Consider the following 23,626-nt stretch of genomic DNA (forward strand, 5'->3'; position numbering starts at 1 on the left):
CCGATGCACCGTCTAAGCCCGTCCACCCTGCTGTCTGCGACCGTGCTCGCAACGACCGTCGCATTCGCCCAGCCGCCGGTCGCAAAGGTGGTGCCCGTCGTCGACGACTACTACGGCACTTCGGTGACGGATCCCTATCGATGGATGGAAAGCGGAGACGATCCCGACTGGATGCCATGGCTGCAGGCGCAGGGCGCGCATACCCAGACCGTGTTCGCTGAGCTGCCCGCGCGCGCGGCGTTTCTGGCCGAGGTGGCCGCGCGGTCCGGTGAGCTCACCAGCGTGGGCAATGCCGAACTGGCCGGCGGGCGCGTGTTCCACGAGATCCGCGCGGCCGGCGAACAGGACACGAAACTGATGGTGCGCGAAGCGGACGGCCAGACCCGTGTGCTGTTCGACCCGCGGCAGATGCAGGGCGAAGGCGAGCAGGTGCTCGACCGCTGGATTGCCGCGCCGGACGGCCGGCATGTGCTGGTGGCCACGTCCCGTCGCGGCACCGAGCATTCGACGTTGCGGGTGGTGGAGGTGGCACAGGGCGCGTTGCTGCCGTTTTCCATTCCGCACGCGCTGGCCCTGAGCTGGACGGCGGACGGCCAGGGCTTCAGCTATCTCAAGTTCCTCGGCGCACCGGGGACGCCGGCCTATTTCGTCGGCAACGAACCGCGCCTGCACCGGCTCGATGGCACGGGCGACGATGTCGTGCTAGCGCGTCGCGGCGCCAATGGCGTTACCGCGACGGCCGAACAGTTCCTGGCGGTGGTGTTCGACGCGTCGAGCGACACCGCGATGACGATCGTGCGCGATGGCCGCAGCGAGGTCGCGCTGTACCGGGCCGATGCCGCGCAGGCGATGACCGGATCGGCCACCTGGACGCCGGTGGCGGGATTCGACGATGTGATCGTCGATGCGGCGTTGCAGGGCGACCAGCTCTATCTGCTTTCGAAGAAAGACGCCTCGGGCGGCCGCGTGCTGATGACCTCGGCGCGCACGCCCGACCTTGCGCAGGCGCAGACGCTGGCGCTGCCCGGCACGCCGGTCATTGAATCGATGCTGCCGACGCGCAACGGTCTGCTGGTGCGCACGCTGGAGGGCGGGGCGTCCGGCCTGTGGCAGGTGCGAGAAGACGGCGCGCCCGTGCGTATTGCGCTGCCGTTCGAGGGGCAGGTGCCGTGGATGCAGGGCGACACCCGCAGCGGGCGCGTGCTGGTCGCCATGACCGGGTGGTTCACGCCGACGACCGTTTATGCGCTCGATGTCGAGACCGGCACGCTGCAGGATCTGGCGCTGGTGCCGCCACCGCCGTTCGACATCAGCGGCTACGCAGCGCGCACGGGCGAAGTCACTGCGCGCGACGGTGTGCAGGTGCCCTACACGCTGGTGATGCGCAAGGGCCTGCGCCCCGATGCGGGCACGCCCGTCTTGCTGGAAGCCTACGGCGCGTACGGGTATTCGGCATCGCCGCGTTTCAATGCGCGGATGCTGGCGTTCTTCGACCGGGGCGGCGTGTACGCGGTGGCCAACGTGCGCGGCGGCGGCGAGTTCGGCCGGGACTGGCACTACGCCGGCAAGGCGGCGACCAAGGCCAACACCTGGCGCGATGCGATCGATGTCGCAGAAAGTCTGGTGGCTGCGCGTATCGGCTCGGCGGACACCATGACATTGCTGGGTACGTCGGCGGGCGGGGTGATGCTGGGCGGCGCGATCAACGAACGGCCGGACCTGTTCAGTGGCGCCATCGCCAACGTCGGTTTCATGAATCCCATCCGCTACGTGTCCGAGCAGAACTACGCCGACATCGAGGAGTGGGGCGGGCCGATCACTGACGCCGCATCGTTCAAGGCCATGTATGACCTCGACCCGTACCAGCACATCCGCGAAGGCGTCGACTATCCGGCCACGCTGGTGGTGTCGGGCCTCAACGATCCGCGCGCGGCCACGTTCCACAGCGCCAAGTACGCCGCGCGTCTGGCAGCGGCGACTGCCAGCGCGGAGCCGGTATTGCTGCGGCTCGATTTCGACGCAGGGCATGGCATGGGTTCGAGCCGCAGCCAGCTGGACGCGGTGTGGACCGACATCTTCGCGTTCGCGCTGTGGCAGGGCGGCCAACCGGCGTTCCAGCCGCCGGCGCCGTGATCGCGACAGGGCGGCCGCACGCCCGCACGCGGTGCCCGGACCACGATGCGATGATCCGGTGGCAGACACGCCGTCTTCGCTTTACAAGGCACCGCCATGGCCGAACGCATCCTCGTCTTCTACGGCTCCTATCGCGCCGACCGCATGGGCATACGCCTGGCCGATTACTGCGTGCATGCGCTGCGGGCGCGCGGGGTCGATGCCGAACTCATCGACGCGAAAGCGGTCGATCTGCCGATGCTCGACCGCATGTACAAGGAATACCCGGCGGGCCAGGCGCCGGAAGCGATGGAAGCGCTGTCCGACAAAATCCGCGGCGCCGCTGGCTTCGTGTTCGTCACCGGCGAATACAACTGGGGCGTGCAGCCGGGGCTGAAGAACCTTGCCGATCACTTTCTCGAGGAGTGGTTCTGGCGCCCTGCCGGTGTGGTCAGCTATTCGGCCGGACGCCTGGCCGGTGCGCGCGCGAATGTCGCCTGGCACGGCACGCTGTCGGAGATGGGCATGGTGGTGATCTCCAGCACCGTCAACGTCGGGCCGATTGCCGACACGCTGGATGCGCGCGGGCAGCCGACGGGTGATGCAGGCAAGTCGCTCGAAACAAGCTTCGCCCGCTTTGCCGATGACCTGCGCTGGTGGACCGAAGCCGCGCGCCTGCAGAAGGCGCGCCGGGCGCCGCCTTACTGAGCAGGGACGACATGCCTGGGCGGGTCCACCGCCAGTAGCCGCCGTGCGCGCGCCCGGGTGTCGCGTCTGCCGGGATTCCAGATGGTGCTGGCAACGCCATCTTGCGTGCCGGCGCGATCGCCGTGGCTGCGCTGCTGCTACGGCTGCCGGATTGAAGCAGACGATAGCGGAGATGCGCTCCTAGCCCCACGGCGGGTGCGATGGTCGGGCGCGCGTGGATGAGTGTGCTCAAGACGGAAGACAGGGTGCCGATACTGCTTGGACTGTTCTGCTTTCCGGATCCACCGCTCATGTACCTGATCATCGGCGCTTTCGTGGTCATCGCCAGCATGGTCGGCGGCTTCACCATGGTGGGCGGCAATCTGCTGGCGTTGTGGCATGTCAACGAGATCATCGTGATCTGCGGCTGTGCGCTCGGGGCGTATGTGATCGCCACGCCGCCCAAGGTGATGAAGAGTGCGCTGCAGACGATGCTCGCGCTGTTCAAGGCGCCGAAATACAAGCGCGCCGATTATGTGGATCTGCTGAAGCTGATCTACGAGATGCTGATGAAGATGCGTCGCGACGGCACCATGTCGATCGAGGCGCATATCGAGAATCCCGAGAGCAGCACGATCTTCCAGAAGTATCCGAAGATCGCCGCCGATCCTCACGTGTCGACCTTCATCATCGACTGCATGCGACTGATGGTCGGCGGCAGCATGACGCCGCACGAGCTGGAATCACTGCTCGAGTACGAACTCGAAACGCATCACCAGGAAGCGCTGGAGCCCGCGCATTCGGTGCAGAAGGTGGCCGATGCGCTGCCGGGCTTCGGCATCGTCGCAGCCGTGCTCGGCATCATCCTCACGATGTCGATCGTCGGAACGGCGCCGCCAGCGGAGATCGGCGAGAAAGTCGCGTCCGCGCTGGTGGGCACCTTTCTCGGCATTTTCCTGGCGTACGGCTTCGTGGGGCCCATGGCGACCGCAATGGAGAACCGCGCCCATGAGGAGGGCAAGGCGTTCGAGGTGGTGAAGATGGCGCTGGTGGCATCGCTGCGCGGCTATCCGCCGTCGGTGGCGATCGAGTTCGCACGCAAGCTGCTGTTCTCGGATGTGCGCCCGAGCTTCCAGGACCTGGAAGCCGACCTCAAGACCGCCAAGGGTTGACGGGCCGTACCGTGAACGAGGTCCTGCAACCGATCATCGTGGTGCGCAAGAAGAAGCGCGCGGGGGGGCGACATCATGGCGGCGCCTGGAAAGTGGCGTATGCCGACTTCGTCACCGCCATGATGGCGTTCTTCATGGTGATGTGGCTCGTGGCGACGATGCCGCAGGAACAGCTGGGCGGCGTCTCCGAATATTTCAAGAATCCGAGCGCGGTCTCGGGCCGCTCCGCCGTGATGGCGCCCGGCATCCACGGCCCGGGCGGCGCGGGCGATGTGCCGATCAGGATGTTCGACCACCTTCGCAATCCGCCCGGCGCCGGACCCGACGCCCAGGTGGGCACGCGCAGCGATGCGGCCGAGCGCGCGCGTGATGCGGCGGACCAGCAGCGGCTGGAGGCGCTGCAGCGTGCGCTGGAGGAAGCAGTGGCCAGCAGCCAGGCGCTCGCACCGTTCAAGGACCAGTTGCTGATCGACATCACGCCCGAAGGCCTGCGGATCCAGATCGTGGACACCTACAACCGGCCGATGTTCGACCTGGGCTCGCAGAATCTGAAGGACTACACCACCCGCATCCTGATCGAGCTGGCGACCTACCTCAACCAGGTCGAGAACCGGGTGGCGATCTCCGGACATACGGACAACACGCCGTACTCCGGCGCGAGCGACCTCAGCAACTGGGAGCTGTCCTCCCAGCGCGCCAACGCAGCGCGTCGCGCCTTGGTGGCAGGTGGGCTCGAGGACGCCAAGCTGTCGCGCGTGGTGGGTCTGGCGTCGTCGGTCCCGTTCGACAAGACCGATGAAGCCAACCCCATCAACCGCCGCATCAGCATCGTGGTGTTGAACAACGCTGCCGAGCGCAGCGCGGCGCGGAGTGATGACACGCTATCGCCTGTCGCGGACGCGGTGACCGACAAGTCCTGAGTGCATCTCTGCGTCTGCCGCAGCGCGGTGCGTTGATCAGTCGAAGAGGCGAGGGCACGTGGACGGGGCATGGATGCCGTGCGACGCAACGCGTGCGCAGAACCGGGTGCACGACGCCTGCAGCAAGCAGACGTCGCGCGTCGGTCTCTTCGCGAGAGTGCAAGTCCGGATTTAATCGCGACGGGCGCGTGCCGCAGGTGCGTGTCCTACTTCTGGATGTCCAGCAACTCCACCTCGAACACCAGTGAGGCGCCCGGCGGGATTGCACGGCCGGCGCCGTTCTCGCCGTACCCCAGCCACGCGGGGATGTGCAGTTCGCGCGTGCCGCCGCGCTGCATGCCGACGACGCCTTCGTCCCAGCCGCGGATGACGCGGCCCGCGCCGAGTTCGAACACGAACGGCTGGCCGCGATCGTGCGAACTGTCGAACTGCGCACCGCGCTTGTCGGGCGCGTCCTGGTCGTAGAGCCAGCCGGTGTAATGCACGCTGACCTCGTCACCGGCGACGGCCGGCGCGCCTTCGCCCACCGCCCGATCGATGCGTTGCAGTTCGGCCACGTCACCACCGGTGTAGGGCGGCGGGCTGCCGCACGCGGCAAGCAGCAGAAGAGAACACGCGAGGGCTATGTTGCGCAGCAGGCGATGCGTCATGGTCGGGGCACTTCCGGATCGGGCGGACAGGATAGCCCCGAGCACGCTGCTACGATCGGGCGCATCACGTCGATGGAGGCGATATGGATCCCAACGGCAGATCGAACGGCATCTCCCGCCGCCGCGTGCTGCAGTCTCTGGTGCTGGCGGGCGCCGCATCGACGCTGCCCGGCGGCTTCGCTGCCACGTCGCCCGCGCGCCGCCTCGGCGTCGCCCTGGTGGGGCTGGGCGGCTACAGCCGCGATCTGCTCGCGCCCGCGCTGCAGCTCACCCGACACTGCCGGCTTGCCGGACTGGTCACCGGCTCGCCGGAGAAGGTGTCGGCGTGGCAGGCGCAGTACGGCATCCCCGATGCCAGCGTCTACAGCTACGACGACTTCCACCGGATCGCCGACAACCCGGACATCGACGTGGTCTACATCGTCACGCCGAACCATCTGCACATGCCGCAGACCCTGATCGCCGCCCATGCAGGCAAGCACGTCTGGTGCGAGAAGCCGATGGCGATGGACGCGCGCGAAGGCGAAGCGATGATCAAGGCCTGCCGGGACAACCGCGTGCAGCTCGCCATCGGCTATCGCATGCAGCACGAGCCCAATACGCGACGCTTCATCGAGATGGCGCAGGCGCGGCCGTTCGGGCGCATCGTGCAGCTGCGCGCCGATGCCGGCTGGTTCGGCTGGCGACAGGGCGCCGACGCCGCCTGGCGGCTCGACCCCGTACGCGGCGGCGGTGCGATGTACGACATGGGCGTCTACTGCGTGAACGCCGCGCGCTACAGCACCGGTCTCGAACCTGTGGCGGTGCGGGCCTGGGACGAGACCGCGCGTCGCGAAATCTTCCGCGGCGTCGACGAGACCACGCGCTTCACGCTCGAATTCCCCGACGACATCGTGGCCGAGTGCGTCACCAGCTTCGGTCGCACCCTCAACACGCTGCACATCGACTGCGAACGCGGCTGGTACGAGCTGTCACCGTTCCAGGCCTACGACGGCAACGTCGGACGCGCCAGCGACGGCACCCGTTTCACCGCCCAGCTCGGCGAGCAGCCGCGCATGCAGGCCGAGCAGATGGACCAGGATGCGCTCGCCATTCTCGAAGGCCGGCCGCCGCGCGCGCCGGGCGAGGAAGGCCTGCGCGACATGCGCGTGCTCGATGCGGTCTTCGCCTCGGTGCGCAGCGGGAACGAGCGCGTGCGGATTGCAGCTTAGGCATCCGAGGGCAACGGGTTCACCGGGGCCGGGGGCGAGTGGGGCGGCTTGCGTGATGGCTGCAACCCCTCGGGACGGGACGCGCACCACGCCCAGCGAAGGCCGGGTGCCTGGATCGCCTCGCCTGATCCCGCCCCCGCCCGGCGCCCGCGGCGGCGCCCCTCCGACGGCGTAATGCAAACGTGCCAATGCGCACGCGGCTGGAACAAATCGCCGCCCGTCATCCGGATGCACCGCTGGCAACGGCCGCGCCGGCTTTGCTGCAGTGCACAGATATGCGGCGTGCGGACGCGGCAATGAATCGACGCTCGGCAACCGCGGACATTGCCCCGAACGCATGACGTCGGCATCTCGACGGCGCCGCAGCATTCGTGACCCGTGGTGCGGCATCTTGCGCGCCCGATTTTTGCTGCGCTGCATGGTGACAAAGTCCTGACAGCGCTATACACCTGCAGCCGTAGGGTGTTAGCGCTATCACTAGACGGCAGCAGATGGGGGCGAGCCAAGGGTTCGAGGCGTGACACGGCATGGATTCCGATGCCGGGCCGCGATGCGAGACGAACCCTCTGTTCGATGCGGCCGACGCCAGTGCGCGGGGAAGGGACGAGGGCGTCCGGCCTCCCTCCGCTGCGGACGACGATCCAGTGAGTTCAAGAGAAAACACTCTGAGGACATGCGCCTGGCGGAGATCGCGTGGATACGCGGCACGAGGCCCGGGCGCTGGTGAGTGAGGTGAGTGCCGTGGGCAACCTGCCGGCGGTCGTTCGAATCTCGGTGCTGAGGACGGGCCAATGAACCAGAAGTTCAAGCGTTTCAAGTCGACCGCAATGTTCACCTTCGTGGGCGGCGTGCTGATCATCAACCCGGCCTTCGCGCAGGAGGCGCAGCAACCGCCTGTCGGCCAGAGTGCGCCCGCCGAGCGGACCACAGGCCAGGCCGATGCGACAGAGCTCGATGCGGTCGTCGTCACGGGTCTGCGCAGCAGCCTCAACCAGGCGATGGAAACCAAGCGCGAGGCGGCCGGCGTGGTCGACGCGATCAGCGCGGAGGACATCGGCAAGTTCCCCGATACCAACCTCGCCGAATCGCTGCAGCGCATCACCGGCATCTCGATCGAGCGCCGCGACGGCGAGGGCGCACAGGTCACGGCGCGCGGCTTCGGTCCCCAGTTCAACATGGTGACCCTCAATGGTCGCCAGGTGCCCGGCGCGGATGCGTTCGGCGCTGCCGGGCAGGTGGCCATCGGCGGTGTCGATGGTGGGACGCGCGCCTTCAATTTCGCGCAGCTGGCGGCCGAGGCGATCAGCGGCATCGAGGTCTACAAGACCAGCCAGGCGCATGTGCCCAGCGGCGGTATCGGCGCGACCATCAACATCCTGACCGACCGGCCGTTCAACCACACGGGCGTCGTCGCCAGTGCCGGTGCCAAGGTCGTCTCCGATCGCAGCCAGGTCTTCGACAACGACCTGACGCCCGAGCTGTCGGGCATCTTCAGCTACACCAATCCCGACAAGACCTTCGGTGTGGGCCTGAGCACCAGCTACCAGAAGCGCAAGGGCGGTTCGGTGCAGGCCACGGAAAACTACTGGAACGTCCAGCCCTGGACGGGCACGATGCCGGGCGATCCCGACGTCATCAACGCGCCCGGCATCGGCGAGCTCTACGCGCGCCCCAACGATCTGCGCTATGCGTTTTCCGAGTTCGAGCGCGAGCGTCTCAACGGCCAGGCGGTGGTGCAGTTCGCGCCCACCGACAGCGTGACCCTGACGCTGGACTACACCTATTCCACCAACGAGATCACGGAAAACCGCGGCGAGCAGGCGATGTGGCTGCAGAACAGCGCCTACACCGATATCGAGTTCGACACCTCGGGTGCGGTGGCCACCCCGATCTACATTCGCGAAATTGCCGGCACCAAGGATTTCGGTCTCGAGCAGCAGCGCAGCATGCAGGCGTACAAGCTCGGCTCGCTGGGCTTCAACGCGGTGTGGGACGTCAACAGCGATCTGCGTTTCAGCTTCGACGCACACAACTCGAAGACCGAGAGCCGCCCCAACGATCCGCAGACGGGTGGCGGCTCGACCTTCATGAGTATCGCCGGCACCAACAACTGCACCACCGGCCCGCATTGCGGCGGCTCGTGGGTGCAGGAGCTGGTCTTCAATAACAGTCTGCCGGTCGGCACGCAGACCTGGTATCCGACCACCGCGGATGCGATCGCAGGAACCAACGGCGTCGTCAATCCGGGCTTCGTCGCGGGCGAGATCGGCTCCCAGGTGTTCCGCGTCAACGCGCAGACCCAGGTCAGCGAGATCAAGCAGGCGCGCATCGACGGCGAGTGGAGCTTCGACGAAGGCCGTTTCCAGTTCGGCGTGGACACCAACAAGGCGACGACGCATCGCCTGCAGGCTGCCGAAGCCTATTCGACCCTCGGCGACTGGGGCGTGGCCAATGTCGACGCCGACGTGGCCGGCGGTCTGATGGATCTGCTGCAGCCGGTGAACCTGGTGGGCCTGTTCGACGACTACAACATCAACAGCTGGACGGCCTGGCGCGGTGATACCGGCGTCCTGGCCCAATGGGCAGCAGCGCAGTACGGCATCGGCCTGGGCGTCAGCCCCCAGAACGCGGCCGACAACCGGATCGAGGAAAAAACCAACGCCGCGTACATGCAGGTCAGCCTGGAAGGCGAACTCGGCGGCATGCGCACCAATACCCGGATCGGCGTGCGCTACGAGACGACCGATATCGTGTCGACGTCGGTCATCGCGATTCCCGAGGCGATCGAATGGCAGGCCAACAACGATTTCCGGATCGTGCTGTCCGACGAACTCCAGCCCTTCAGCGAGAGCGCCAGCTACAGCTACATCCTTCCGAATCTCGACTTCAGCATCGACTTCACCGACCAGTTGAAGGGACGTGCGTCGTTCGGGCGCAGCATCGCCCGTGCGCCTTACGGCAACCTCTACGCAGGGCCGGGCGCGCAGCAACCCTTCGGCTCGGTGCTGCTCGATCCGTCCACGCGCGCCAGCGGAAATGCGCAGAACCCGAGTCTCAAGCCGCTGGAGTCGGACAACCTCGACCTCGCGCTCGAATGGTATTTCGCCGATGCCAGCTACGTGTCGCTGACGTACTGGAACAAGTCGGTCAGCAACTTCATCGGCAACACGGTGAGCCAGGAACCACTGTACGGACTGACCGATCCGACCTCCGGTCCCGACGCCCAGGCCGCGTTGGCGTTCCTGCAGAGCGCGGCATGCGTGGCGCAGGTGGGCGCGGCCAACGCGGCGGCGTGCTCGGGCAACGACACGGCGCTGTTCACCGCCCTGGCACTGCTGCGCAACAACCCGGCCGGATTGGCGGCTTACAACGGGACGGATGCGCAGGTGCTTGCGACCGAAGCGGCCTTCGATCTTTACGGCACCGCGGCCGATCCGCTGTACCAGTTCAACGTCAACCGGCCGGTCAACCAGAACCAGTCGAAACTGCGCGGCTGGGAGCTGGGCGGCCAGTACTTCTTCGGTGAAAGCGGCTTCGGCGTCTACGCGAACTACACGATCGTCCAGGGCGACGTGGGCTACGACAACGGCGGTGATCCGTCGATCGACCAGTTCGCGCTGACCGGCCTGAGCGACACCGCGAACGCCATGCTGATGTACGAGAAATACGGCTTCTCGGTGCGCCTGGCCTGGAACTGGCGCGACGAGTATCTGATCCTCGCCAACCAGGGCGCCAGCCGTAATCCCTACTACGTGGAAGCCTATGACCAGTGGGACCTCAGCGTGAACTACGCGCTCAACGACCACTGGTCGTTCGGTTTCGAGGCGATCAACCTGACCGGTGAGGACGTGCGCTGGCATGCGCGCACCGACCAGCAGATCATGAAGCTGGCCGACCAGAGTCCGCGCTACACGCTGGGCGTGCGCTACAAGTTTTGATCGCGACGACACCTCCCCCAGGGACGTTGCCGGACGGGGCCGCTGCAGGGGCAGCGGTCCCGCTCGATGTGGCGCGACAGGTCCGACGAAACGATGGACCGGCCGGATGTGGCCGGTAGTATCTGGCCAGCGCTCGCCTGCACCTGCGGCGACGCTGCAGCCTGGAGAGGTGATGGCCCGTTACGAACTGCTCAACAACGTGGCGCACAAGGATCTGCGCGTCGCCACCGGTTTCGGGGCCCGCTTCGGCGACGATGTGGGCATGGTGCCGGCCTTTCCCAGCGAATATGCCGAGCTGCAGCGCGAGTATCCGATCTTCTTCCGCAGGGACGGCGACGGTTGGTGGAGTTCGGTGGCGCTGCTGGGCTTCGAGCAGCGCGAGAATCTCTACCTGCAGGACGGTCGCTGGAATGCCAGCTATCTGCCGGGTGCCGCAGCGAAGGGGCCGTTCCTGATCGGGTTCCAGGAACAACGTATCGACGGCGAGCTGCGGCAGGAGCCGGTGATCCATGTCGATCTCGACCATCCGCGCGTCAATGACATCGAGGGTGAGCCGGTGTTCCTGCCGCAGGGCGGCAACAGCCCCTATCTCGATCACATCGCCGGCATCCTGCGCGGCATCCGCGACGGCACCGCGTTCGGCGCGGACATGTTCGCGGCCTTCGATGCGCTGGGCCTGATCCAGCCGGTGCAACTGGCGGTGGACCTGGACGAGCGCCATCGTGTCGACGTCAGCGGCCTGCACAGCATCGATCGCGACGCGTTGGCGGCGTTGGACGGTCCGGCGCTGGAACGCTTGAACCGCGCGGGTTATCTGGAAGGCGCTTATCTGGTGCTGGCCTCGCTGCACAACGTGCGACGGTTGATGGCGGAGAAGCAGCGTCGCCTGCGTGCGCAGGATGCGACGTCGTCCGACGGTCGGAGCTGATCGCGTGGAAGGAATGCGCAGCATCGATGTCCGCAATGCGGCCGACGTGCCGCTCGACGCATTGTTGGCTGATGGCATGCCCGCGCTGCTCAAGGGCGTCGCGTCCGACTGGGGACTGGTGCATGCGGGGCGTGCGTCGACCGCGGATGCGATGGCGTATCTGCGTGGGCTCGATGCGGGCCGTCCGGTGCCGTATTCGTATGGCGCGCCGTCGATCCGGGGCCGGCCTTTCTACAACGACGACTTCACCGCGTTGAACGTCGAGGTCCGGCGTGGTGGTCTGGGGGAGGTGCTCGACGCGATCGCGCAGCATCTCGACGACGCGTCGCCGCCGACGTATTACCTCGCGTCGTTGCCTGTGGCCGGTGCACTGCCGGGTTTCGTCGCCGAGAACGATCTGGGGCTGGCCGCGCGCGGCATCGAGGCGCCGCCGAGCATCTGGATCGGCAACCGCGTGATCGCGTCCTGCCACTTCGATGCGCCCGAGAATCTGGCGGTCTGCGCCGTGGGCAAACGCGAGTTCACGCTCTTTCCGCCTGCGCAGATCGACAACCTCTATCCCGGCCCGCTGGACCCGACGCCGGGCGGGCAGGTCGTGAGTCTGGTCGATTTCGCCGCGCCGGACTTCGCGCGCTATCCGCGCTTCCGCGACGCGCTGGCGACGGCGCAGACCGCGACGCTGGAACCGGGTGATGCGATCTTCATTCCCAGCATGTGGTGGCACCACGTGCGCAGCGTCGAACCGTTCAATGTGCTGGTCAATTACTGGTGGCGCCGCTCACCGGCGTTCCTGTCCTCGCCGTTGCCCGCGCTGTACCACGCGCTGTGGACGGTGCGGGACCTGCCCGAGCGCGAGAAACAGGCGTGGGCCAAGGTGTTCGACTACTACGTGTTCGGGCCGAACACGCGCGCCGGTGCGCATCTGCCGGAAGCGGCGCGCGATGTGCTCGGTCCCATCGACGACAGGCTGGCGCGGCGCATCCGCGCGATGTTGATCGGCCGCCTGAATCGCTGAGCGCCCAGGAGACGCACGACATGGACCACGCAGACCCGAGGCCGGGACAGATCCGCAAGGTGGTGATCGCCGGCGGCGGCACGGCGGGCTGGCTGGCCGCATGCGCGCTGGCGCACCAGTTCCGCGAGCAGCTCGACATCACCCTGGTGGAATCGGAACAGATCGGCACCGTCGGTGTCGGCGAATCCACGGTCCCGCCGATCCGCACCTTCCACCGCTTCCTGCAGATCGACGAGCAGGACTTCCTGCGCGCCGTCGCCGGCACGTTCAAGCTGTCGATCTCGTTCGAGAACTGGCTCCGGCCCGGGGACCGCTACATCCATCCCTTCGGCATCACCGGGCAGGGCACCTGGGCGGCCGCGTTCCATCATTTCTGGCTCGACAGCCAGCGCCGCGGCATGACGTCGGCACTCGGCGATTTCTGCCTGGAAACCCTGGCATCCCGCGAGGACCGGTTCGCGCTCGGCACCGATCCGCAGGTCAACTACGCCTACCACCTCGACGCCGGCCTGTACGCGAAGTTCCTGCGTCGCATCGCCGAGCGGCACGGGCTCAAGCGTGTCGAAGGCAAGATCCGAGAGGTCACCCAGAATGCGCACAGCGGCGATGTCGACGCACTGGTGCTGGAAGACGGGCAGCGGCTCGAGGGCGACCTGTTCATCGATTGCACCGGCTTTCGCGGGCTGCTGATCGAGCAGACCCTGCAGACCGGCTACGAAGACTGGAGCGACTGGCTGCCCAGCGACCGGGCGGTCGCCGTGCAGACCGAATCGGACGGCGCGCCGGTGCCGTACACGCGCGCGATCGCGCACGAGGCCGGCTGGCGCTGGCACATCCCGCTGCAGCACCGGGTGGGCAACGGGCTGGTGTTCTCCAGTCGCTACATGTCCGACGACGAGGCGCACGCGAAGCTGCTGCGCGATGTGGAGGGGCGCCCCCTGAAGGACCCGTGGCTGGTGCCGTTCCGCACCGGGCGTCGGCGCAAGGCCTGGAACCGCAACGTGGTATCGCTGGGCCTGGCGAGCGGTTTCATCGAGCCGCTGGAATCGACCAGCCTGCATCTGACGATCAGCGCCGTGGTGCGCCTGATCCAGCTGTTTCCCGTCGATGGCATTTCGCCTGCGCTGGTGGATCGTTTCAACGACGTCAGCCGCGAAGAGATGGAACACGTGCGGGATTTCATCATCCTGCACTACCACGCGACGCGGCGCGACGAACCGATGTGGGTGGCGTGTCGCGAGATGCCGCTGCCGGAATCGCTGGAGATCCGCCTGCGCGCGTGGCGCGAGCGTGCGCATGCCTGGCAGAACGCCGACGAACTGTTCCGGGTCGATTCGTGGACGCACGTGCTGCTGGGCCAGGGCATCGCCCCGGGCCCGCCGCATCCGCTGGCGCGGGCGCTGGCCGACGAGGATCTGCGCCGGCTGCTGCACGGCATCGGCGAACCGATCGGACGCGCGGTCGCGCAGATGCCGTCGCAGCAGGCCTTCATCGAGCGCTACTGCAAGGCCGGCCCCGAGGTCTGGGGTGCACGTGCCGCGACGCCGTAACCGACACCGGCCACGCGCATGCTGCTGACACCCCATCCGGACGTCCGCGTCGCCCGGCGCACGATCGGCGCCGAGGGCGCGCCGCTGCTGATCGTGGACCAGCTGGTGTCCGATCCCGATCGTCTGGTGCGCAAGGCGGCGAGTAGCCATTTCGCCACGCCGTCTTCGATGTTCCCGGGTCTGCGCGCGCCTGCGCCGGCGTCTTACCGCCTGTTCCTGGAGGCCACGCTCAATCCGCTGCTCAAGGCAAGCTTCGGAATCGGGCCGGGGCGGTTCGTATTTCCGATGTGCCATTACTCGCTGGTGACGACGCCGCCTGCAAAGCTCGCGTTTCTGCAGCGGGTGCCGCATATCGACTCGGCGCAACGGGACGGACTCGCGACCGTGCACTACCTGTTCCGCGGCGAATGGGGCGGCACTGCCTTCTACCGGCATCGCCGCAGCGGCTTCGAAACCATCGACGAGACCCGCCATGCGGCGTACTTCGCCTGCCTGGCGGAAGAGCAGCGCCGCGAAGACGATGCCGCCGCCGGCGCCGGCTATATCGGGGGCGACACCGCGCTGTTCGAGCGCATCGCCGATGTGGACGCGGTCTTCAATCGCCTCATCGTCTACCGCCGCAACTCGCTGCATTCGGGCTGCATCGACAATGCACGCGTACCGCCGCCGGACGCGGTCCACGGCCGACTGTCGATCAATACGTTCATCGATATCGCGCGTTGAGTCCGAGTCGGAGTTCCAGCGCGTCGTTACTGATGTGCACCTGCGGGGCTGGCAAGTTGGTCACCAGGCGCAGCGCTGTCTGTTTCGTGCAAGCCGGATGCAAAGAAGCCCCGCACATGCGGGGCTCCCGTGACCGCAGATGCGATGCGGATGCAACGATTCGAACAATCGCCCGACAGCGCGCCGGTGCGACGGTCGGACGCGCATGCCTCAATACCCGCGCTGCTTCTCGATACGCGCGTCCAGCATCACCTTGAGCTTGTCGCATGCGCCGCGAATCGCTTTTTCCGTGTCCTCGGCATCGTGACTCGCGCCGATCGGATCGTCGTTCTGCAGCCGCGCTTCCAGTGCGCAGCGCCGATCGTTCGGACCACCCTTGACGGAATTGTGGTCGGAGAGGAACACCTCGATCCGGCTCAGTCGTGAGGAGAACCTGCCCAGATGCTGCTCGATCATCGCGTTCACCCGCGACTCGAGGGCTTCGGTGCCATCAACGTGGTTGTCGGTGTTCAACTGGATCTTCAAAGCGAAACTCCTGCATTGCGAAACATGTGCGTGGCACCAGCGTAACGGTCCGCACCCCGGTGGCTGCGTGAAGCGGGGCGGGTTCCGCGCGAAGGACGCTGCTCGGCACGCGCAGGCTGGACGATATGTATTAGCAGTACGAGGGGAGTATGTTTGCGGACTCGCTTCGCGCGTGCGCACACGTGGTCATTGAATTGCTGCACCATCCGGCGGCAACGGGCAAAGATTCCGCCTAGCGCTCAACGCAGCACACCTGCGGTGTCTCCGGCAGCGAAACCACGAAATCGCTGCATCGGGCCCAGGCCCGCCGTAAGTCCCCGCGACTTCCGGCATGCGCGACCTTGCAAGGCCCTCTGTAGTTTGAAGAAAGGTTCCTCAAGGGGAGTGCACCATGACCCGAACGCCGCTCTACGCCGTACTTCTGTGCTGCACCTTCGCCCTCTTCAGTGATGCCGGTGCCGTCGAACCTGCACCCGAGCCGGCAAAGGTGATGATGCTCGGCGTTTTCCATTTCGAGAATCCGGGGTTGGACGTGGTCAAGTCGGAAGTCGTCGACGTCACGACCGACGCGAACCAGGCGTATCTGTCGGGTCTGGCGGCGCGAATCGCGGCGTTCCGCCCGACTGATGTCCTGGTGGAGTGCGAGCCGTCCGCACAGGCGAAGCAGGACGCCGCGTATGCTGCGTGGCTCGATGGAACGGCGCCGCTGGCTGTCGACGAAACGCAGCAGATCGGGTTCCGCGTGGCGAAGGCGGCGAACCTCAAAGGCGTGAGCTGTTTCGATGAAGGCAACGTCCATTGGAACGGCGGCCCATTGTTCGAGTACGTCGGCGCCCATGCACCCGAACAGAAAGTCGCCATGGAAGCGGTGTTCGCAGCGCTCTCGGCGCGCACGACTCGCGAGCAGACCACGCTGCCGCTGCCCGAACTGCTGCGACTGACCAACGATCCGGCGCGCGATCGCGAGAACAAGGATCTCTACATTTTCACCAATGCCGTCGATGCAGGCGGTAGTTTTGTCGGTGCCGACGCATCCGCCAGCTGGTGGCATCGCAATTTCCGCATGTACGCCAACGTACAGAAGATCGCTGCGCCGGGCAGCCGGGTGCTGGTGATCGCCGGCGCAGGACACACCGCGATCCTCAAGGATCTGCTCGCGATCGACAGCCAGCGAAGTGCCGAAGATGTAGGGGGTTACCTGTTGCCCTGATCTCGACTCACGATTTCGTCGTTTTTCGGAACAGTTTGCGCGCGTGCCGATGATGACGAAGGCGGGCGAGGGTCTAGAGTCGCTACTCTCGTATTGGTTGCATCCGCCGGACCCAGGGGAGACACGCAGTGGACTGGCTCGGCTTTGCGCTTGCCGTGTTGCTGGTGGAAATCACCCCCGGGCCCAACATGGCCTGGCTGGTCTCGTTGACTCTGGCCGACGGGCGACGCGCGGGACTGATGGCGACGGCGGGCGTGGCCATCGGCCTGGCGCTCAACGCTGCGCTGTCCAGCCTGGGCCTGAGCGCACTGCTGGTGAATTTCCCCGCGATCGGCACCTGGGTTGGCCTCGGTGCGGGCCTGATGATGCTCTGGCTGGCCTGGCGCGGCTGGCAGGCAACGACCGATGCATCGTCTGCAAAGGTCGCAGGCCATGCTCCCCATCGTGCCCTGTGGGCGGGTGTGGCGATTAATCTGCTCAACGCCAAGGCGGCGCTGTTCTTTCTCACGGTGGTGCCGCGGTTCCTGTCCGGGCCGGACGCGCCGCTGCGGGAGATCCTGCTGCTGGGCCTGATCAGTGTGGGCGTGGCGACCGCAGTGCATTTGAGCCTGGTGCTCGGCGCAGGTCGTTTCCGCAGCGTGCTGACCCGACCCGAGCAGGTGCAACCGGTCCGGCGGATACTGGCGGTGGGCATGGTCGGCCTGGCCGGGTGGTTCTTCTACGCGGCGTTAGCGTAGATACGGTCCGCGGGCGAAACGGCGTTTCGCGGGCCCTGGGCAAGTCCTTATCCACACAAGGAGTGCGCACGCATGCAGATCCTGATCTGGAAGACCGCAGCGGCAATCGTGCTGCTCGGCATGGCGGTCGGCGCGCGTGATGCCGATGCCTGCACCCGCTTCGTCTACACCGGCGTGGACGGCGACGTGATCACCGCGCGTTCGATGGACTGGAAAAGCGACATCGCGACCAATCTGTGGATCTTTCCGCGCGGCATGGCGCGCACCGGCCAGGCCGGTGATGGATCGCTGGCCTGGACCGCGAAATACGGCAGCGTGATCGCCAGCGGATACGACATTTCCACGACCGACGGCGTCAACGAGGTCGGCCTTGCGGCCAATCTGCTGTGGCTGGTGGAGTCGGAATATCCGGCGCAGTCCAACGGCAAGCCGGGGCTGGCGATCTCACTGTGGGCCCAGTACGTTCTCGACAACTTCGGCACTGTGGCCGAGGCCGTCGACGCCCTGCGCGCGGACCCGTTCCATCTCGTCACCGACCAGGTGCCGGGGGAGTCGCGACTGGCGACGCTGCATCTGTCGATGTCGGATGCCAGTGGCGACAGCGCGATCGTCGAATACATCGACGGCCGCCCGGTCATCCACCACGACCGCGCGTACCAGGTGATGACCAACTCGCCCACGTTCGACCAGCAACTGGCACTCAACAGCTACTGGCAGCAGATCGGCGGCACGGTGATGCTGCCGGGGACCAACCGCTCCGCCGACCGGTTCGCCCGCGCCGCGTTCTATGTCAATGCGATTCCGAAGAGCGACGATCCGGTGATCGCACTGGCCAGCGTCTTCAGCGTCATCCGCAACGTCTCGGTGCCGTATGGCATCGCGACGCCGGGCGAGCCGAACATTTCGTCGACGCGCTGGCGGACAGTGTTCGACCACAAGCGGCGCCTGTACTTTTTCGAATCGGCGATGACGCCCAACACGTTCTGGGTCGATCTCGACGACGTGGATTTCGATGCGCGTACCGGCCAGGTCATGACGCTCGATCTGGGGCGCGACCAGCGCAACGTGTTTGCGGGCAATACTGTGGACCGGTTTGTCGTCCATGCGCCGTTCCCGTTTCTGGGCACGGCGCGCTGATGGCCGCTCGAGGTCTGTTCCCTGCCGGAGGTCGCGTCATGTCACCAGCCGTTCGTTTCTCGATGTTCTCGTTTCTGGCCTGCACCCTGACCGCCTGCGCCGCCTGGCAACCCGCGCCGGGTCCGCCGCAGGCACGTGCCGCGGCGTCGGGCATCTGTCACGCCGAACCCGTGCAGTGGGCGGTCGGGCAGGTCGCGACGTCTGCGGTCACCGGCCGCGTCTGGCGGGAAAGCCACGCCGGGCTGATCCGGCCGCTACGTCCCGAGCAGATCGCCGGGCGGGATACGCGCCCGGACCGGGTGACGCTCGAACTCGATGCGGACAACACCATCCGGCGCGTCTACTGCGGCTGAGGTCGTGCAGCGGGGGCTGCGCCGCGGCGGACGTCCCGTCCTGCCCGGAATCAGGCGGCGGTGCCGCGCGTCACGCGGCGCTTGACGGCGTACATCTCGCGGTCGGCGTGGGCGATCAGGGTGGCCGCATCGCTGCCGTCGGCGGGACAACATGCGATACCGATGCTCGCATCGAGCTGGAACGGCCGATCTCCCAACCGGTAGACCAGGCGCAGCCGTGCGCGCAGGGTCTCGGCGACCTGTCGGGCCGCGGTTGCATCCCGGCAGCTCGGCAGCAGGACCACGAACTCGTCGCCGCCGACGCGCGCGGCCGTGTCGCCGTGGCGCAGCGACTCCGTCAAACGCGTCGCCACGTCCTGCAACAGCCGATCGCCTGCGTCGTGCCCGCCCAGGTCGTTGGCGGTCTTGAAGCCGTCCAGGTCGATATACAGCAGGGCGAGGCTGTCGCCGGATGTGCGCGCCTGCGCGAGCGCGCGGTCCAGCGTCTGGTGCAGGCGGTGGCGGTTCGGCAAACCGGTCAGGGCGTCATGACCGGCAAGGTGTTCGAGTTCGCGTTCGACACGCCGCAACTCGGTGATCTCGCGTCCCACGCCGATGCGCACGCCATGCGCCGGATGCCAGTTGGCCGACCACAGCATGTCCACCGCATGGCCGTCGCGGTGCAGGTAGCGGTTGCGGAAGTGGCGCTGGAACTCGCCTGCCATCACCCGCATCGCCTGCTGCAGGGTGTCGGCGCGATCGTCGGGATGGATGAAATCGAAGGCCTGACGTCCCAGCACCTCGTCCGCGCGATAACCGAGGATGCGTTCGAAACCCTTGCTGACGAACAGGAAGCGGCCGTCCGGGTCGACCACGCAGACCGCATCGGGCAGCAGGTCGAGGATCTCGATGGGAAGCGGCAGGTTCGGGGTCATTGCGGGCGGGTGCGCGGCTTGGATGCAACGGCAGCCAGAGTGCCAGAGTGCGCGCGGCAACGGGGCGCCCTTGCTGCAGGTCTGCCGCCGGACCGGTCTGCCATTCGCGTCGTCCGGCCACGGATGCGCCGGACGATCGCGCCCGGGGTGCAGCGGCGCCGGCGCCGGTTGATCGGCGGGCCGCGTATCCTGTGCGCCGCGCGCGCGCTGCAGGCGTGCGCGGATCAGAACCGAGGATGCGGAAGATGGCCCGAATGAAACGCGACCCGACCCGGGAGCGGAACCTGACACACGACTACGCCAAGTGGCTGCTGACCGAGAAGCGCGAGCGGAACGATGCCAACGGCAAGCTGTTCGCGCGCACGCACACCACGCGCGGGCGCCGCTTCCACGGCTACAACGAGGAAGAGGTGTGCAAGATCATCGGCGTGGATTACTACGGCTGATGACCATGCGTCTGCGTGCCGGGCTGCTGCTCTGGCTGATGCTGCTGCCCGGTGCGCCCGGCGCGGCGCGCGAGCGCCACGCTGTGGCGGGTGCGTCTTGCGGCGGTTATCCGCGCCTTTCCATCGACACGATGCGCGGCATGTGCGCAGGGCGGGTGGTCGGGCCGACGACGGCCGATGCGGCGCGTGCGCTCCGCCTTCCGCGCGCATTGCTGCAGCTCGATGCCGACACCTGGCTGATCACCGATCTGGGCGCCTGGGACGGCACGCGCGGTGCGGTGTGGCGGCTGCGCACCGCGGAAGACGGCGCGGTCGACGTGCAGCGCGTGCTCGACGGCCTGCATCTGCCGCACGCGATCGCGCGTGGCCCGGATGGGCGGGTCTATGTCGGCGAAATGAGCCGCATCTTCCGCTTCGATCCCGACGCGCACGCGCCGGCCGACACGGTGGAGGCGGTGGTCGACAACCTGCCCGACAACCGACTGCACGAACATCGCCATCCGCTGTCGAAGTTCGTGTTCCTCCCGGACGGCGACCTGCTGGTCAATGTCGGCGCGCCGAGCGACCAGTGCACCGGCGCCGGTGCGCGCACGCCGTCTGATCTGTGCGCACAGAGCGAAGGCGCAGACGATGCCGCGAGCCTGCGCCGGTACCGCTACGACGGCGAGGGTCGCTGGTCGTCGAAACATGACGTCTTCGCCCGCGGACTGCGCAACTCGCTGGCACTGGCGGTACACCCATCGGGCACCGTGCTGCAGGGCGAGAACAGCTACGACTTCGACAGTCGCTGGTCGCCGTTCGAGGAGCTCAACATCATCGAGGCCGGCAGTCACTACGGCTGGCCGTACTGCGCCGACGCCGCGCAGGCCACGCCCGGCTGGCGCGACAAGTCCGACTGGTGCCGCAGCGAGGCACACACCGCGCCCGCACTGTTGCTGCCGCCGCATGCCGCGCCGCTGGACATGCTGTGGTACGACGGCGCGATGTTCCCTGCATTGCAGGGACGCCTGCTGATGACGTGGCATGGGCACCGTTCGGTCGGTGGGCGCATCGCGAGTTTCGCGGTCGACGCGCGCGGCCTGCCGCAAGCGGATGCGAACCCGCGTTTCCCGGTCTACGGCCAGGGCATGCGTGCCTATGGTGCCGGCCCTGCGGCGACGCCGGTGCTGCTCACGCCTGGCTGGGGACTGCAGCGTGGCGTGCGACCGCAGGGCTCGCCGGTGGGCCTGGCGGTCGCCGACGATGGCGCCATCTGGGCCACGGATGATCGCGCGGGGCTGGTGATCCGGTTCGCGAAGGACGACTGAGCACGCGTGGTGCCTCGCCTGGCACGCGGGCCGCTCGCGCTGGCGCCGCTCGCTCGCTGGCTGCATCCGAGGGTTGCGTCAGCGGCATCGCCGTCGACTAGTCTGTGCACCCGCATTCGACCGAGTCGTCCACGATGATGAAGCTGCAGCTGTCCCTCGAGTGGTTCCTCAACCCCGACCATCTGCCGCTGATCGCGGGCATCCAGCTGGGCTGGTACCGCGAAGCTGGTCTGGAACTCGAACTGCTGGTGCCCGATGACCATTACGACGGACTGGCGGCGACGGTCAGCGGCGACGTGGCGTTCGCCTGCAACGAACCGCTGCATATGATCGATGCCGACCGTCCGGGGCTCCGGGCACTGGGCTGCTTCTTCGAAACCGACGGCGGCATCCTGCTGCAGCGCGCTGCCGGCCGGCGGCTGCTGGAAGGCGGAACGGTGCGGCTGGCCTCGCCGGTCGCCGGCGGCGTCACCGATGCGATCGCCGTGGAGATCCTGTCGCGCTGGTGCATGCAGCAGCGCGTGGCGTTCGATGCATCGCAGGTGGTGATCGAAAGCGCGGGCTTCGAGCACCTCGCCAACCTGCGCGCGGGTTTCGATGGCGCATGGCTGTGCTTCGCCAACTTCGAAGGTGTCGAGGCCCGGCTCGAAGGTCTGGACACGCACTTCATCGCCACGCACGACGTCGGGCTGCACAACTTCTCCGCGCTGGAGCTCTTCACCTCGCAGAGCTTTCTTGCCGAACATGCCGCCGTGGTGGACACCGTGACGCGCCTGATCGGTCAGGGCGCACAGCTGTGTCGGGATGCGCCGGCGCAGGCCGCGGCGCTCTGGTACGCCTACAGCGGAACCGAACCCGGCACGTTGATGGACGCGATCATCGCCGACACCTGTCCGCGCCTGGTCGCGCCGGTGCAACGCGACGCCGCACGCTGGCACGGCATGTGGGTGCAGTTCGATCGGCTCGGATTGAGCCAGGTCGATCGCGCGGGCTACGCAGCGCTGTACACGTGATCGGCATTCGGACCTGACCGTCCGCCTGCGCCGGGACAGCCGCGTGCGTCTCCGGAGTGTTGACGGTCACTGCATGGGCCGATGCACCCGCTGGCCGGCCCCGACGCAGGCGCGCGACGGCTTGTGCAACGCCAGTCGATTCAGTCCTCGCGGCGCCACGCCGCATGTCGCCGCCGCCAGGCCTTCGCCAGTGCGGACGGTGTTTCCGCGTACAGGCGTGCGCCGAGCGCGTGTGCGCGCAGCGCGAGTGCCTGCTGTTGCGAGTCGATGCGTGTCTGCAGCGCGGCATTCGTAGCGGGATCCAGGCCGGGCATGTCCTGCACGCGCGTCGCGAGAACCGAGAGGTCGTGGTGCAGGCCGAGCGTGTCGCCCAGCGCCGTGGCGCAGGTGGCAATCGCGCGCATCGGCGCGGGCCAGATCGGCTGCAGCAGGCGTAGATGAAAGGTGTGGTCCTTGGTGCGTTTGCGCCAGTCGTGGAAGGCGTCGTCTTCGCCGTTGTCGCAGGCCGCGCGCATCGCCTTGCGGGCGCGTCGATAGCTCGATTTCAGCCCGCTCTCGAACGCCTCGAATCCATCGTGCGCAAGCCGCCATGTCGCGATGCGCGGCAACGCGTCCTGCAGCGCCGCACGCGCCACGCGGAGCAGGGCATCGGAATCGTGCGCCGCCTGGATCGCTTCGCCGTGATGCACCAGATCACGCCGGACGGACACGAACGCGTCGGCGTCCGCAGGGGGGGCACCTTCGATCGAGCGATCGAAGCTCGCGATCAGGACATCGGCATCGCGCTGCGGTCCGAGCGGCGCCGCGATCCCGCGGAATGCCGCGTTCTCGTTGCGAAACCCGTCGAACGACGGTTGCACCAGGCGCAGCAGGCCGCGGATCTTCTTGATGCGCTTGCGGACATCGTGAATGGTTCCCGCGCGATCTGCAGCGGCTTTGTCGATGCTGCGGATGGCCGCCTGCACCTGTTCGCGCGCGATGCGGCGCAGCGACGCCTGCGCCCGGGAATCCTTGCTTCTGATGCGATAGGCCATGCCGCGCTCCTGCGTTTGATCCGGATTTCCAGCGCCGGCGTATG

Annotated in this window: 21 protein-coding genes; 17 read left to right on the forward strand and 4 right to left on the reverse strand. The window is 67.2% G+C overall.

Translation table 11 applies throughout. The annotated features are described in order from the left end of the window. Positions 1–3: 3 nt before the first annotated feature. The 4 genes from AC3IRM_RS07390 to motB all read left to right on the forward strand — a co-directional run bounded on the left by AC3IRM_RS07390 (position 4) and on the right by motB (position 4,891). Positions 4–2,133, forward strand: a complete 2,130-nt coding sequence (locus tag AC3IRM_RS07390) for a prolyl oligopeptidase family serine peptidase (RefSeq protein ID WP_489205555.1) — start codon at positions 4–6, stop codon at positions 2,131–2,133. Positions 2,134–2,229: 96 nt separating this feature from the next. Continuing rightward, positions 2,230–2,820 (forward strand): NADPH-dependent FMN reductase, encoded by a 591-nt coding sequence (locus tag AC3IRM_RS07395; protein WP_489205556.1) that lies wholly within the window; start codon positions 2,230–2,232, stop codon positions 2,818–2,820. Between the two features lie 290 nt (positions 2,821–3,110). Continuing rightward, positions 3,111–3,971: a flagellar motor stator protein MotA gene (gene motA / locus AC3IRM_RS07400; protein WP_489205557.1), complete on the forward strand. Its 861-nt coding sequence runs from the start codon at positions 3,111–3,113 to the stop codon at positions 3,969–3,971. A gap of 11 nt (positions 3,972–3,982) precedes the next feature. Continuing rightward, complete coding sequence (motB, locus tag AC3IRM_RS07405) at positions 3,983–4,891, forward strand: flagellar motor protein MotB (RefSeq protein WP_489205558.1); 909 nt, start codon at positions 3,983–3,985, stop codon at positions 4,889–4,891. Between the two features lie 206 nt (positions 4,892–5,097). Here the strand turns inward: motB and AC3IRM_RS07410 are convergent, their stop codons facing one another. Further along, positions 5,098–5,541: an FKBP-type peptidyl-prolyl cis-trans isomerase gene (locus tag AC3IRM_RS07410; RefSeq protein ID WP_489205559.1), complete on the reverse strand. Its 444-nt coding sequence runs from the start codon at positions 5,539–5,541 to the stop codon at positions 5,098–5,100. Between the two features lie 83 nt (positions 5,542–5,624). Between AC3IRM_RS07410 and AC3IRM_RS07415 the strand changes: the two genes are divergently transcribed. From AC3IRM_RS07415 to AC3IRM_RS07440, 6 genes are all read left to right on the forward strand, one after another. Continuing rightward, entirely contained in the window at positions 5,625–6,752 is a 1,128-nt protein-coding gene (locus tag AC3IRM_RS07415; RefSeq protein WP_489205560.1) for a Gfo/Idh/MocA family protein, read from the forward strand. Between the two features lie 827 nt (positions 6,753–7,579). Then, complete coding sequence (locus AC3IRM_RS07420) at positions 7,580–10,690, forward strand: TonB-dependent receptor (RefSeq protein WP_489205868.1); 3,111 nt, start codon at positions 7,580–7,582, stop codon at positions 10,688–10,690. 172 nt (positions 10,691–10,862) lie between these two features. Continuing rightward, entirely contained in the window at positions 10,863–11,618 is a 756-nt protein-coding gene (locus AC3IRM_RS07425; protein WP_489205561.1) for a SapC family protein, read from the forward strand. Between the two features lie 13 nt (positions 11,619–11,631). Further along, positions 11,632–12,633, forward strand: a complete 1,002-nt coding sequence (locus AC3IRM_RS07430; protein ID WP_489205562.1) for a cupin-like domain-containing protein — start codon at positions 11,632–11,634, stop codon at positions 12,631–12,633. Between the two features lie 20 nt (positions 12,634–12,653). Then, positions 12,654–14,183, forward strand: a complete 1,530-nt coding sequence (locus AC3IRM_RS07435) for a tryptophan halogenase family protein (protein WP_489205563.1) — start codon at positions 12,654–12,656, stop codon at positions 14,181–14,183. Between the two features lie 18 nt (positions 14,184–14,201). Beyond that, positions 14,202–14,906: a DUF6445 family protein gene (locus AC3IRM_RS07440; protein ID WP_489205564.1), complete on the forward strand. Its 705-nt coding sequence runs from the start codon at positions 14,202–14,204 to the stop codon at positions 14,904–14,906. A 210-nt stretch (positions 14,907–15,116) separates the two neighbouring features. Here AC3IRM_RS07440 and AC3IRM_RS07445 read toward each other — a convergent pair whose 3' ends face one another. Beyond that, positions 15,117–15,431 (reverse strand): HPF/RaiA family ribosome-associated protein, encoded by a 315-nt coding sequence (locus tag AC3IRM_RS07445; protein WP_489205565.1) that lies wholly within the window; start codon positions 15,429–15,431, stop codon positions 15,117–15,119. A 391-nt stretch (positions 15,432–15,822) separates the two neighbouring features. On the opposite strand from AC3IRM_RS07445, the gene AC3IRM_RS07450 reads away from it, so the two are divergent. The 4 genes from AC3IRM_RS07450 (at position 15,823) to AC3IRM_RS07465 (ending at position 18,868) form a co-directional block, all read left to right on the forward strand. Then, the gene (locus tag AC3IRM_RS07450; protein WP_489205566.1) at positions 15,823–16,641 is read left to right on the forward strand and encodes a DUF5694 domain-containing protein; all 819 of its coding nucleotides are present in this window, start codon (positions 15,823–15,825) and stop codon (positions 16,639–16,641) included. Positions 16,642–16,769: 128 nt separating this feature from the next. Beyond that, positions 16,770–17,378 carry a LysE family translocator gene (locus tag AC3IRM_RS07455; protein WP_489205567.1) on the forward strand — a complete coding sequence of 203 codons (609 nt, stop codon included), beginning with the start codon at positions 16,770–16,772 and terminating at the stop codon, positions 17,376–17,378. 120 nt (positions 17,379–17,498) lie between these two features. Next, positions 17,499–18,515 (forward strand): linear amide C-N hydrolase, encoded by a 1,017-nt coding sequence (locus tag AC3IRM_RS07460; RefSeq protein WP_489205869.1) that lies wholly within the window; start codon positions 17,499–17,501, stop codon positions 18,513–18,515. Between the two features lie 38 nt (positions 18,516–18,553). Continuing rightward, on the forward strand, positions 18,554–18,868 hold the full coding sequence (locus AC3IRM_RS07465) for an I78 family peptidase inhibitor (RefSeq protein ID WP_489205568.1): 315 nt from the start codon (positions 18,554–18,556) through the stop codon (positions 18,866–18,868). A 50-nt stretch (positions 18,869–18,918) separates the two neighbouring features. On the opposite strand, the gene AC3IRM_RS07470 is transcribed toward AC3IRM_RS07465, so the two are convergent. Then, positions 18,919–19,782 carry a diguanylate cyclase domain-containing protein gene (locus AC3IRM_RS07470; protein ID WP_489205569.1) on the reverse strand — a complete coding sequence of 288 codons (864 nt, stop codon included), beginning with the start codon at positions 19,780–19,782 and terminating at the stop codon, positions 18,919–18,921. Between the two features lie 245 nt (positions 19,783–20,027). Between AC3IRM_RS07470 and AC3IRM_RS07475 the strand changes: the two genes are divergently transcribed. The 3 genes from AC3IRM_RS07475 (at position 20,028) to AC3IRM_RS07485 (ending at position 22,548) form a co-directional block, all read left to right on the forward strand. Next, positions 20,028–20,228 carry a hypothetical protein gene (locus AC3IRM_RS07475; RefSeq protein WP_310149051.1) on the forward strand — a complete coding sequence of 67 codons (201 nt, stop codon included), beginning with the start codon at positions 20,028–20,030 and terminating at the stop codon, positions 20,226–20,228. After that, positions 20,228–21,535, forward strand: a complete 1,308-nt coding sequence (locus AC3IRM_RS07480; protein ID WP_489205570.1) for a PQQ-dependent sugar dehydrogenase — start codon at positions 20,228–20,230, stop codon at positions 21,533–21,535. Before AC3IRM_RS07475 ends, AC3IRM_RS07480 begins: the two co-directional genes overlap by 1 nt. Positions 21,536–21,669: 134 nt before the next feature. Beyond that, a complete protein-coding gene (locus AC3IRM_RS07485; RefSeq protein ID WP_489205571.1) occupies positions 21,670–22,548 on the forward strand; it encodes an ABC transporter substrate-binding protein in 879 nt (292 codons plus the stop codon). A 140-nt stretch (positions 22,549–22,688) separates the two neighbouring features. Here AC3IRM_RS07485 and AC3IRM_RS07490 read toward each other — a convergent pair whose 3' ends face one another. Next, positions 22,689–23,582 (reverse strand): CHAD domain-containing protein, encoded by an 894-nt coding sequence (locus tag AC3IRM_RS07490; RefSeq protein ID WP_489205572.1) that lies wholly within the window; start codon positions 23,580–23,582, stop codon positions 22,689–22,691. Positions 23,583–23,626 lie beyond the last annotated feature (44 nt).

This window comes from Luteimonas sp. KH_071 (assembly GCF_057838005.1).